This window comes from Mycobacterium alsense (assembly GCF_002086635.1).
Taxonomy (GTDB): domain Bacteria; phylum Actinomycetota; class Actinomycetes; order Mycobacteriales; family Mycobacteriaceae; genus Mycobacterium; species Mycobacterium alsense.
In genome coordinates, this window is record NZ_MVHD01000031.1 from 12,337 (window position 1) to 24,082 (window position 11,746).

The following is an 11,746-nucleotide window of genomic DNA, read 5'->3' on the forward strand; positions in this document are numbered from 1 at the left end:
TCATGCGAAGATGCGCCGCTGGCTGATCGCCCTGTCCGCCGTGCTCTTCGCCGCCGCGAGCGTCACCGTCGCCGGCGCCGTGTCCGCGCCCCGCGCGCGGGCGGGCGACGCGCCGATCGGCCACCTCGGTGACACCCTGCGCGTGGACACCGGCACCTACATCGCCGACATCACCGTCAGCAGCGTGGCGCCGTGCGACCCGCCGCCGGGGTTCGGCTACACGCGCAGCGGCGTTCCGATCAAAAGCTTTCCCGGCAGCACCCCCACCCGCGCCGACGTGACGGTCCGCGCGATCCGCGTGCCCAACCCATACATCATGGCCACCGATTTCAGCTTCGACGGCGTGACGCCGTACGCCGACGCCTACAAGCCGCGGGCCACCGACGCGCCCGACGCGCTGGACAACGTGCTCGTCAACGCGCCCAACGGGGCGATCGTGCGCGGCGGCGTGTATTGGGACGCCTACCGCGACCCGGTCTCCACGGTCGTGTTGCTGGACAAGAAGACCGGGTACCACCTCGCCCAGTGGAACCTCTGACGCTCGCTGCGCAGCTGGCCGACGTCGCCGCGCAAACCTTTCCGCTGGCCTGTCCCCCGACCACGACCACCGAAGACATCGCGTCGTTCGTCGGCGCCAACCTGTCGGCCGAACGCTTCGCGGAGTACCTGGCCGACCCGGACCGCGAGGTGCTCACCGTCGCCGACGGCGAGCGAATCATCGGTTACGCCATGCTGGTTCGCGCGGGTGCCGCCGCCGAACTGTCGAAGATCTACGTGCTGCCCGAGCACCACGGCCGCGGGGCGTCGGCGGCGCTGATGGAGCGCGCGCTGGCCACCGCCGGGGAATGGGGCGTGCGCCGCGTGTGGCTGGGCGTCAACCAGAAAAACGAACGCGCACAACGCTTCTACGCCAAGCACGGCTTCGAGGTCGAGGGCACCAGGACGTTTCGGGTGGGCTCCCGGCTCGAAGACGACTACGTCATGGCGCGGTCAGTGCCAGCAGCCGGGACGTCGCGCGCAGGTACTTCTTGCGGTATCCGCCGGCCAGCATCTCCTCGCTGAAGATGGTGTCCAGCTTCGCGCCCGAAGCCACCACCGGGATTCCGGCGTCGTAGAGCCGGTCGGTCAGCGACACCAGCCGCAGCGCGACGTTCTGGTCGTCGACGCCGTGCACGCCGGTCAAGAACACCGCCGTCACGCCCTCGATCAGCGTCAGGTACCGGGACGGGTGCATGGTGGCCAGGTGCGCGCACAGCGCGTCGAAGTCGTCCAGCGTCGCCCCGTCTACCCGCGCGGCGCGCGCGGCCACCTCCGCGTCCGACGGCGGCTGCGGGGCGGGCGGCAGGCCGCGGTGCCGGTAGTCGGGCCCCTCGATCCGCACCGTGGTGAAAATGCTTGCCAGCGTGTTGATTTCGCGCAGGAAGTCCTGGGCGGCGAAGCGGCCCTCGCCGAGCTGCTCGGGCAGGGTGTTGGAGGTGGCGGCCACCGAGACGCCCCGCTCGACCAGCGACGAGAGCATCCGCGAGATCAGCGTGGTGTTGCCGGGGTCGTCGAGCTCGAACTCGTCGATGAACACCGCGGTGTAGCCGGCCAGCATGTCGATGCACTCGGCGAAGCCGAACACCCCGGCGAGCTGGGTGAGCTCCCCAAAGGTGGCGAACGCCTTGGGAGTTGGGGGCTCGGGCCCCGCGCCGGGCAGCTGGTAGTAGGCCGAGGCGAGCAGGTGGGTCTTGCCCACCCCGAAGCCGCCGTCGAGGTACAGCCCGACGCCGGGCAGCACGGCCCGCTTACCCCTCAGCCCCAACAGCTTTCGGCGGCCGGCCCGGCGCTCCACGGCCCGGCGGCAGAACTCCTGGCAGGCGACCACGGCGGCCGACTGCGTCGGCTCCGCCGGATCCGGGCGATACGTCGCGAAACTCACGTCGGCGAAGGTCGGCGGCGGCCGCAATTGGGCGATCAGTTTCTCCGGCGACGCACTCGGGCGCCGATCCACGAGGCGGGCCACCCGGTGCGAAGCGGACCCGTGCATTCCCCGAACTGTAGCGGCGTGCTGCAATCGAGCCCATGCTGACGCTGCTCGGCGCGACACGCGAACTCGACGACGCCGAACTCCCCGGGCTCTACGGCTATCCGGACCGGGAGGGGACGTGGCTGCGGGCCAACTTCATCGCCAGCGTCGACGGCGGCGCCACCGCCGACGGCAGCAGCGGCGCCATGGGCGGGCCCGGCGACCGGCACATCTTCCACCTGCTGCGCGAGCTGGCCGACGTGATCGTGGTCGGGGCGGGCACGGTGCGCATCGAGAACTATTCCGGCGCGCACCTGGCGGTCGCGGCGCGCCAGGGGCGCCAGGCCCGCGGGCAAAGCGAGGTCCCGCGGCTGGCGATCGTCACCCGCTCCGGGCGGCTCGGCCGCGACATGGGGGTGTTCACCCGCACCGAGGTGCCGCCGCTGGTGCTCACCTGCACCGCGGCGGCCGACGGGACGCACCGCCTGCTCGGCGACCTGTGCGAGGTGGTCGACTGTTCCAGCGGCGATCCCGACCGGGTCGACGAGGCCGCGCTGCTGGCGGCCCTCGCGGCGCGCGGAATGCGCCGCATCCTGACCGAGGGCGGGCCCACGCTGCTCGGCACGTTCGTCCAGCGCGATCTGCTCGACGAGCTCTGCCTGACGATCGCGCCCTACCTCGTCGGCGGCCTGGCGCGGCGCATCGCGGCGGGCCCGGGCCAGGTGCTGACAGCCATGCGCTGCGCCCACGTCCTCACCGACGACGCCGGCTACCTTTACGCCCGCTACGTCAAGGCGTGAGGAAATCCTGGCTAGGGTGGTCGGCATGAGTCGGCGCATCGCCCTGGTCCTGCTCGCGGTCGCCGCGACGCTGGCCGGCTGCGTTCCGGGCCTGGCCGCGGATCCGCGCTTCGCCACCAACTCCGGCGCCCGGCCCCAGGGCGTTCCCACCACCAAGCCGCCCCCCAGCGGTCCGCCGCCGATCGCCGCGCCCAAGAACGACCTCTCCTGGCGCGACTGCACGTCGAAGGTGTTCACCGACGCGGCCGTCCCCGCCGTGCCCGGCGTGCAGCTGGACTGCGCGAACTTTGACAACGAGCTCGACCCGGTCAACGGCGGGGCCGGGACCCTGACGATCGGCGTGGTCCGCGCCCGCTCGGACAAGACGCCGCACGACGCGGGCCCGCTGGTGTTCACCACGGGCTCGGACCTGCCGTCGTCCACGCAGCTGCCGGCGTGGCTGGCCCGAGCGGGCGCCGACGTGCTGCAGACCCACCCCGTCGTCGCCGTCGACCGCCGCGGCACCGGCATGTCGAGCCCCATCGACTGCCGCGACCAACTGGACCGCCAGGCGATGCGCGACCAGGCGCAGTTCCAGACCGGCGACGACCCCGTCGCCAACCTCTCCGACATCTCCAACACCGCCACCACCAACTGCACCGACGCCCTGGCGCCGGGCGCGTCGGCCTACGACAATTCGCACGCCGCCTCCGACATCGAGCGGCTGCGCACCCTGTGGGACGTGCCCGCGGTCGCGCTGGTGGGGGTCGGCAACGGCGCCCAGTTGGCACTCGCCTACGCGGCGTCGCGGCCCGACCGGGTCGCCCGGCTGATCCTCGACTCCCCGGTCGCCCTGGGCGTCAACGCCGAGGGGGCCGCCGAGCAACAGGTCAAGGGCCAGCAGGCCGCGCTCGACGCGTTCGCGGCGCAGTGCGTCGCGGTCAACTGCGCGCTGGGTCCGGACCCGAAGGGCGCCGTCGCCGCGATGTTGGCCGACGCCCGCGCCGGACGGGGCCCCGGCGGCGCGTCCGTCGCCGCGGTGGCCAGCGCCATCACCGTCGCGCTGGGCTTTCCATCCGGCGGCCGCGTCGGCGCCACGACCAGCCTGGCCGACGCGCTGGCGGCCGCGCGCTCCGGCGACGTCAACCAGCTCAACAACCTGATCAACCACGCGTACGCCGTGACCGACACCGATGGCCAGTTCGTCGGCTCCTGCAGCGACGCCGTCAACCGGCCCACCCCGGACCGCGTGCGCGAGCTGGTGGTGGCGTGGGGCAAGCTCTACCCGCAATTCGGCACCGTCGCCGCGCTCAACTTGGTGAAATGCGTGCACTGGCCGACGATTCCGCCGCCGGCGGCACCGAAGAACCTCAAGATCGATGTCCTGCTCGCCGGTGTGCAGAACGACCCGATCGTCGGCAGCGACGGGGTGGCCCAGACGGCGGCCACCATCATCAACGCCAACGCGGCGAGCAAGCGGGTGATGTGGCAGGGCATCGGTCACGGCGCGAGCATCTATTCGCCGTGCGCGGTCCCGCCGCTGATCGGCTACCTCAACAGCGGCAAGCTGCCCGGGACCGACACCTACTGTCCCGCCTGAGTTTCGGGGGCGGTGCCCGGTGTACGGTGCGCTGGTGACGGCTGCTGATTTGTTTCGTCCCCGCACCGGCGCACCGAGTGCCGCAACGATATTGCGCTCGGCGCTGTGGCCGGTGGCCATCCTGTCGGTGCTGCACCGCAGCATCGTGGTCACGACCAACGGCAACATCACCGACGACTTCAAGCCGGTCTACCGCGCGGTGCTGAACTTCCGCCACGGCTGGGACATCTACAACGAACACTTCGACTACGTCGACCCGCACTACCTCTACCCGCCCGGCGGCACGCTGTTGATGGCGCCGTTCGGCTATTTGCCGTTCGCGCCGTCGCGGTATTTGTTCATCCTGATCAACACCGTGGCCGTCCTGATCGCCTGGTACCTGTTGCTGCGGATGTTCAAATACACGCTGTCCTCGGTGGCGGCGCCGGCGCTACTGCTGGCCATGTTCTGCACCGAGACGGTGACCAACACCCTGGTGTTCACCAACATCAACGGCTGCGTGCTGCTGGCCGAGATGCTGTTTTTGCGGTGGCTGCTGGACGGCCGGGTCGGCCGGCAGTGGTGGGCCGGCGTGGCGATCGGGCTGACGCTCGCGCTCAAGCCCTTGCTCGGGCCGCTGCTGTTGCTGCCGCTACTGAATCGCCAGTGGCGGGCGCTGGTGCCCGCGATCGCGGTGCCCGTCGTCATCAACGCGGCCGCGTGGCCGTTGGTCAGCGATCCGCAGGACTTCGTCACCAAGACGGTCCCCTACATCCTGGGCACCCGCGACTACTTCAACAGCTCGATCGAGGGCAACGGCGTGTACTTCGGCCTGCCCACGTGGCTGATCGTGTTCCTGCGAATCCTGTTCACGCTGATCGCGATCGGCGCGCTGTGGCTGTTGTACCGCTACTACCGCACCCGCGACCCGCTGTTCTGGTTCACCAACTCCGCGGGCGTGCTGCTGCTGTGGTCATGGCTGGTGCTCTCGCTGGCCCAGGGCTACTACTCGATGATGCTGTTCCCGTTTTTGATGACGGTGGTGCTGCGCAACTCGCTGATCCGCAACTGGCCGGCGTGGCTGGGGATCTACGGCTTCATGACGCTGGACCGCTGGCTGCTGTTCAACTGGATGCGCTACGGGCGCGCGCTGGAATACCTGAAGATCACCTACGGCTGGTCGCTGCTGCTGATCGTGACGTTCACCGTGTTGTGTTACCGCTACCTGGACGCCAGGGCCGAGAACCGGCTGGACGACGGGATCGATCCGGCGTGGCTGACGGCCAAGCGGGATGAGGCTAGCGTGGAGGCATGACTAGCCCGAAGCTGCAGCTGACCGACGACGAGTGGCGCCAGAGGCTCACCCCCGAGGAGTTCGACGTGCTGCGCCGTGCCGGCACCGAGCGGCCGTTCACCGGCGAGTACACCGACACCAAGAGCGAGGGCGTCTACCAATGCCGGGCCTGCGGGGCCGAATTGTTCCGCAGCACAGAGAAATTCGAGTCACACTGCGGGTGGCCGTCGTTTTTCGACCCGGCGAACTCCGACGCGGTGATTCTGCGCCCCGACCATTCGCTGGGCACGACGCGCACCGAGGTGCTGTGCGCCAACTGCCACAGCCACCTGGGCCACGTGTTCGAGGGCGAGGGCTACCCGACACCCACGGATCAGCGCTACTGCATCAATTCGATCTGCCTGCGGCTGGTGCCGGCGACCGGATAGGGAGCGCGGCGCCCCAATTCCCGCCTGTCACAAGAATCGGACATGTACCGATTTGCCCACCTCACAGCGACAGTGGCGTTGGTCGGCGCGACGGCCCGACGCTGATCTTCGCAGTCGCTGTGAGGTGGGCAAACCGTCACCCCCCGCCCTGCGGTGACGCAAGTGACGGGTGGGGCCACCAAAGCTCAGCCCACCCGGGTGGCGTGCACCTCCCAGAACGGCGCGTGCACCCGGCCGTTCTCCAGCCACGGCTCCATCGCCCGGAACCGATCCATCAGCGACTGGATCTGGTCGGCCATGTCGGGGTTGCGCGCGGCCATCAGCTCGATGGTCTGGGTGCTCATGTTGACCAGGTAGGTCGTCGGCCCGAGGTAGGTGATCTCCCACCCGGCGGGGGGCAGCACCCCGGTGAAGTCTTCCTCCGACAGCGACCGCACCATTTTGAAGCCGTTGACGTCGTGCTCGCCGAACTCGAACATGTACAGCCGCGCCCCCGGCCTGGTCGCCCGGTGCAGGGCGTGCGCATAGGCCGCCTGCAGGTCGGGGTCGGTGCTGAAGGTGTGGTAGAAGGCGCAGTCGACGACGGTGTCGAACCGGTTGTCGAGCCCGTCCAGCTTCGTGGCGTCGGCCAGCTCGAAGTTCACCGACACACCGGCCCGCCGCGCGTTCTCCCGCGCCCGCTCCAGAGCGGCCGCCGACCCGTCGACACCGGTCGCCGAAAAGCCTTGGGAGGCATAGTAAATCGCGTGATGGCCGGGGCCGGTGCCCGGGTCGAGGACCTCGCCGTTGATCGCGCCCAGCGCCACCAGCCGCCGCACCACCGGCTGCGGGCCGCCGATGTCCCACGGCGTGGCGGCCGGCAGCCCGTGCGACAGCCGCTCGTCGCGGTACATCTCCTCGAAGCGGGTGGGGTCGGTCGGGTCCGGGGCGGTCATGGCAGCGCGCTCACCAACTGCTCGACTCCCACCCGCGGGCCGGTGAAGAACGGCGTCTCGGCGCGGGTGTGCCGCCGGGCGTCGGTGGCGCGCAGCTCGCGCATCAGGTCGACGATGCGGTGCAGCTCGGGCGCCTCGAACGCCAGGATCCATTCGTAGTCGCCCAGTGCGAACGCCGGCACGGTGTTGGCGCGCACGTCCTTGTACGCGCGCGCGGCCATGCCGTGCTCGGCGAGCATGCGGCGGCGTTCCTCGTCGGGCAGCAGGTACCACTCGTAGGACCGCACGAACGGATACACGCAGATGTAGGCGCCGGGCTCCTCGCCGGCCAAAAACGCCGGGATGTGGCTCTTGTTGAACTCGGCCGGCCGATGCAGCGCCACGCTGCTCCACACCGGCGAGCAGGCGCGGCCCAGGATGGTGGCGCGCCGAAAATCGGCGTAGGTCGCCTGCAGCGCCTCGACGCGTTCGGCGTGCGTCCAGATCATGAAGTCCGCGTCGGCGCGCAGGCCCGCCACGTCGTACAACCCGCGCACCACGACGCCGCGCTCCTCCTGCTGCTTGAAAAACGTCGCGGCGTCGTCGATGACCTCTCTTCTCTCGTCACTTCCCTCCGAGCCCAGCTCGCCGGGCCGCACCGAGAACACCGAGAACATCAGGTAGCGAAGCTGCGAGTTCAGGGCCGCAAAATCAAGTTTGGAGTCGACTTTTGCCATAACACCTATCGTGCCATTTCCGCGTGCAGCGCCTCGATCGCACGCCCGGCCGCCCCGACGCAGGCCGGGACGCCGATGCCGTCCAGGAAGCTGCCGGCCACCGCCAGCGTCGGGGGCAGGCCCGCGCGCACCTCGGCGACCACGTCCGCATGGCCGGGGCCGTACTGCGGCATCGCGTCGATCCAGCGCCGGACGCGGGCGTCGACCGGGTCGACGGTGAGCCCGAACACGTCGTCGAGGTCGCTCAACGCCCACGCCAGCAGCTCGTCGTCGGTGGCGGTCTGGGCGACACGATCACCGAAACGCCCGAACGACAGCCGCAGGAATTGCACGTCGCCCCCGGTGCCCCACTTGCGCGACGACAGCGTGATCGCCTTGGCGCGCAACGGTTCCCCGCTGGCCACCAACACCCCGGAGCACTCCGGGAACGGCGTGTCGCCCGGCACGGCCAGCGCCACCACCACCGACGACGCGCTCTCGATCCGGCTTGCGGCCGCGGCGCTGCGCGGGGCGACACCGTCGAGGAGCCGAACCAGCCGCGGGGCCGGGACCGCCACGACCACGGCGTCGGCGTGCCACCGGGCGCCGGCGTCGTCGCGCAGCTCCCAACCCGGTTCCAGCCGCTCCACCGCCGCGCGCACCCAGCGCACCCGGCTGCGCTCGACGAGCTCGTCGATCAGCGTCTGGTAGCCGCCGTCCAGCGCGCCGAACACCGGCGCCCCGGTGACCGGCGGCACCCCCCGCCGCACCGCGTCGGTCAGGCTGGCGGCGCCGCGATCCAGGGCCGCCGCGACGCTGGGGGCCGCCGCGCGCAGGCCGATCGTCGCCGCCGATCCCGCATACACCCCGCTCAGCAGCGGATCCACCGACCGGGCCACGACCTGCTCGCCGAACCGGTCGCCCACCAGGTCGGCGACCGCGGGGTCCGCGCCGGGCCGCCACGCCAGCGGGCGGCTGGGTTCGTCACCGATGCGCGCGAGCGTCGCCTCGTCGACCAGCCCTTCGACCGACGCCGCCGACGACGGGATCCCGACGACGGTGCCGGCGGGCAGCGGGTGCAACTCGCGCTGGCTGTAGATCAGGGGCCGCGCGCCGGTGGTGTCCAGCCGGCGCCCCGCCAGGCCCAGCTCGGCCAGCAGCGCCGGCATCTCGGGGCGGCGCAGCACGAACGCCTCGGCGCCCAGGTCCATCGGCCGGCCGCCGACGCGCTCGGTGCGCAACACGCCACCGAGCCGGTCGGCCGGGTCGAACAGCGTGATCGTCGCGTCGTCACCGGCGGCCGTGCGCAGCCGGTAAGCCGCCGCCAGCCCCGAAATCCCCCCGCCCACAACGCAATACGACGGGGAGCGACCGGCGCGACTCATAGCGAGTGGACCAGCGCAACCAGCTCGGTCAGCACGCCGGGGTCGGTGTCGGGCAGCACGCCGTGGCCGAGGTTGAAGACGTGCCCGGCCGCGCCGGCGTCGATGGCGCGGCGGCCGTCGTCGACCACGGCCCGCGCGGCACGCTCGGTCACCGGCCAGCCCGCCAGCGGGATCACCGGATCGAGGTTGCCCTGCAGCGCGGTGCCGGGCTCGACCCGGGCGGCGGCGTCGACGAGGGAGGTGCGCCAGTCCACGCCGACGGCGGTGGCCTGCCCGGGCCTCATGCCGGTCTTCAGCGCGCCGGACATGGCGCCCAGCAGCTCGGCGGTCCCGACCCCGAAGTGCGTCATGGGCACACCGTGCTGGGACAGCGTCGCGAACACCCGGGAACTGTGCGGCAGCACGCTCTGCCGGTAGTCGGCCAGCGACAGCGTCCCCGCCCACGAGTCGAACACCTGAATGGCGTCCACCCCGGCCTCGATCTGGGCGCTCAAAAACGCGATCGTGAGGTCGGTCAGCTTCTCCATCAACGCGTGCCAGCTGTGGGGTTCGGCCAGCATCATCGCCTTGGTGCGCGCGTGGTTGCGGCTGGGCCCGCCCTCGACGAGGTACGACGCTAGCGTGAACGGCGCCCCGGCGAAGCCGATCAGCGGCACCTCGCCCAGCGCGCCGACGAGCAGCGACACCGCCTCGGACACCGGCTGAACCGCCTGCGGGTCAAGGGGCTTCATGGCGTCGATGTCGGCGGCGGCGCGCACCGGTTGGGCGATCACCGGCCCCACGTCCGGGACGATGTCCAACTCGACGCCCGCGGCGCGCAGCGGCACCACGATGTCGGAGAACAGGATCGCCGCGTCCACGCCGTGGCGGCGTATCGGCTGCAGGGTGATCTCGCAGACGACCTCGGGCTCGAAGCATGCCTGAAGCATGCTGTGCCGTTCGCGCAGCTCCCGGTACTCGGGCAGCGAGCGGCCGGCCTGACGCATGAACCACACCGGCACCCGGCTCGGCTTGCGCCCGGAGACGGCGGCCAGATACGGCGACCCGGGAAGCTCGCGGCGGGGATGCGCGGGTGTGTTCATCGGCTTCAATGCTGCCACGAGCGCCGATCGCCGATTGCGTAACATCACGACAGTGCCGATCAGTTACGACGACTTCCCCAGCCTTCGCTTCGAACCCAACGAAAACGGTGTCCTGACGCTGGTTCTCGACTCCCCGGGCCTGAACTCGGTGGGGCCCCAGATGCACCGCGACCTCGCCGACGTCTGGCCCGTGATCGATCGCGACCCGGCCGTGCGCGCCGTCCTGGTCCGCGGCGAGGGCAAGGCCTTCTCCTCCGGCGGCAGCTTCGACCTGATCGACGAGACCATCGGCGACTACGACGGCCGGGTGCGCATCATGCGGGAGGCGCGCGACCTGGTGCACAACATGATCAACTGCGACACGCCCGTCGTCTCGGCGATCCGCGGGCCGGCGGTCGGCGCGGGCCTGGTGGTCGCGCTGCTGGCCGACGTCTCGGTGGCGGGCCGGACGGCCAAGCTCATCGACGGGCACACCAAGCTCGGGGTGGCCGCCGGCGACCACGCCGCCATCTGCTGGCCGCTGCTGGTCGGCATGGCCAAGGCCAAGTACTACCTGCTGACCTGCGAGACGCTGCTCGGCGAGGAGGCCGAGCGCATCGGCCTGGTGTCGCTCTGCGTGGACGACGACGACGTGCTGCAAACCGCCGCCCGCATCGCCGAGAACCTGGCGCGGGGCGCGCGGCATGCGATCCAGTGGACCAAGCGCAGCCTCAACCACTGGTACCGCATGATGGGCCCCACGTTCGAGACGTCGGTGGGCCTGGAATTCCTCAGCTTCAGCGGCCCCGACGTGCGGGAGGGGCTGGCCGCCCACCGCGAGAAGCGCCCGGCCCGTTTCACCGGCGGATCCGGCGCCTGAGCAGGTGTTATGCGCTCGATCGGACGCCTGTGAGCGCGGGTAACGGCTTGGTCGCGACGGCCGCGGGAATCGGCGCGCCTGTTTCGGAGCGTCGGCCGATAGGTCTACCGTCGGACGCTGTGAGCTCGACTGAACCGGCCCCATTCCGCGAGGCGGTGGCGGCGATGAACGCCGTCTCCGTGCGGCCGGAGATCGAGCTGGGCCCGATCCGTCCGCCGCAGCGGCTGGCACCCTACAGCTACGCCCTGGGCGCCGAGGTCAAGCATCCCGACCTCGAGATCGTCCCGGAGCGCTCCGAGGGCGACGCGTTCGGCCGGCTGATCCTGCTCTACGACCCCGACGGCGCCGACGCCTGGGACGGGACGATCCGCCTGGTCGCCTACATCCAGGCCGACCTGGACCCCAGCGAGGCCGTCGACCCCCTGCTGCCGGAGGTCGCGTGGAGCTGGCTGGTCGACGCGCTGCAGGCGCGCCTCGAGCACACCACCGCCCTGGGCGGCACCGTCACCGCCACCACCTCGGTGCGCTACGGCGACATCTCCGGGCCTCCCCGCGCCCACCAGCTGGAGCTGCGGGCGTCGTGGACGGCGACCAGCCCCGACGTCAGGGTGCACGTCGAGGCGTTCTGCGAGGTGCTGGAGCACGCGGCGGGCCTGCCGCCGACCGGAGTCACCGATCTGAGCTCGCGGTCACGCGCCTGAC

General features: G+C 71.1%; 11 protein-coding genes and 2 pseudogenes. 8 read left to right on the top strand and 5 right to left on the bottom strand.

Annotated features, from left to right (window positions below; genetic code table 11):
- The first annotated feature begins 10 nt into the window (after positions 1–10).
- Together BST11_RS16975 and BST11_RS16980 are read left to right on the top strand one after the other, a co-directional pair.
- Positions 11–538 (top strand): hypothetical protein, encoded by a 528-nt coding sequence (locus BST11_RS16975; protein ID WP_083139095.1) that lies wholly within the window; start codon positions 11–13, stop codon positions 536–538.
- Positions 535–996: pseudogene (locus tag BST11_RS16980) on the top strand (GNAT family N-acetyltransferase); the annotation flags it as partial. The gene BST11_RS16975 and the pseudogene BST11_RS16980, both read left to right, overlap by 4 nt.
- Here BST11_RS16980 and zapE read toward each other — a convergent pair.
- Positions 980–2,066: pseudogene (gene zapE / locus BST11_RS16985) on the bottom strand (cell division protein ZapE). The pseudogenes BST11_RS16980 and zapE overlap by 17 nt on opposite strands.
- On the opposite strand from zapE, the gene BST11_RS16990 reads away from it, so the two are divergent.
- The 4 genes from BST11_RS16990 to msrB are packed head-to-tail and all read left to right on the top strand — an operon-like array spanning position 2,065 to position 6,088.
- Entirely contained in the window at positions 2,065–2,808 is a 744-nt protein-coding gene (locus BST11_RS16990) for a pyrimidine reductase family protein (protein ID WP_083139097.1), read from the top strand. The pseudogene zapE and the gene BST11_RS16990 sit on opposite strands and share 2 nt — an antisense overlap.
- Before the next feature lie 7 nt (positions 2,809–2,815).
- Positions 2,816–4,387 (top strand): alpha/beta hydrolase, encoded by a 1,572-nt coding sequence (locus tag BST11_RS16995; RefSeq protein WP_142276402.1) that lies wholly within the window; start codon positions 2,816–2,818, stop codon positions 4,385–4,387.
- Between the two features lie 19 nt (positions 4,388–4,406).
- Positions 4,407–5,681, top strand: a complete 1,275-nt coding sequence (aftC, locus tag BST11_RS17000; protein ID WP_083139099.1) for an arabinofuranan 3-O-arabinosyltransferase — start codon at positions 4,407–4,409, stop codon at positions 5,679–5,681.
- On the top strand, positions 5,678–6,088 hold the full coding sequence (gene msrB / locus BST11_RS17005) for a peptide-methionine (R)-S-oxide reductase MsrB (protein WP_083139100.1): 411 nt from the start codon (positions 5,678–5,680) through the stop codon (positions 6,086–6,088). The genes aftC and msrB overlap by 4 nt, the downstream gene beginning before the upstream one ends.
- Positions 6,089–6,273: 185 nt before the next feature.
- Here msrB and BST11_RS17010 read toward each other — a convergent pair whose 3' ends face one another.
- Genes BST11_RS17010 through hemE form a run of 4 tightly spaced genes read right to left on the bottom strand, consistent with a single transcriptional unit; the run spans position 6,274 to position 10,185 of the window.
- Positions 6,274–7,023: a class I SAM-dependent methyltransferase gene (locus BST11_RS17010; RefSeq protein ID WP_083139101.1), complete on the bottom strand. Its 750-nt coding sequence runs from the start codon at positions 7,021–7,023 to the stop codon at positions 6,274–6,276.
- Positions 7,020–7,739: a hydrogen peroxide-dependent heme synthase gene (gene hemQ, locus BST11_RS17015; RefSeq protein ID WP_083139102.1), complete on the bottom strand. Its 720-nt coding sequence runs from the start codon at positions 7,737–7,739 to the stop codon at positions 7,020–7,022. The genes BST11_RS17010 and hemQ overlap by 4 nt, the downstream gene beginning before the upstream one ends.
- Positions 7,740–7,744: 5 nt before the next feature.
- Positions 7,745–9,103, bottom strand: a complete 1,359-nt coding sequence (locus BST11_RS17020; protein WP_083139103.1) for a protoporphyrinogen oxidase — start codon at positions 9,101–9,103, stop codon at positions 7,745–7,747.
- Positions 9,100–10,185 carry a uroporphyrinogen decarboxylase gene (gene hemE / locus BST11_RS17025; RefSeq protein WP_142276403.1) on the bottom strand — a complete coding sequence of 362 codons (1,086 nt, stop codon included), beginning with the start codon at positions 10,183–10,185 and terminating at the stop codon, positions 9,100–9,102. Before hemE ends, BST11_RS17020 begins: the two co-directional genes overlap by 4 nt.
- 52 nt (positions 10,186–10,237) lie before the next feature.
- On the opposite strand from hemE, the gene BST11_RS17030 reads away from it, so the two are divergent.
- Both BST11_RS17030 and BST11_RS17035 read left to right on the top strand, forming a co-directional pair.
- On the top strand, positions 10,238–11,044 hold the full coding sequence (locus BST11_RS17030; protein WP_083139105.1) for an enoyl-CoA hydratase/isomerase family protein: 807 nt from the start codon (positions 10,238–10,240) through the stop codon (positions 11,042–11,044).
- Positions 11,045–11,208: 164 nt separating this feature from the next.
- Complete coding sequence (locus BST11_RS17035; protein ID WP_240492166.1) at positions 11,209–11,745, top strand: DUF3000 domain-containing protein; 537 nt, start codon at positions 11,209–11,211, stop codon at positions 11,743–11,745.
- The last annotated feature ends 1 nt before the right edge of the window (position 11,746 follow it).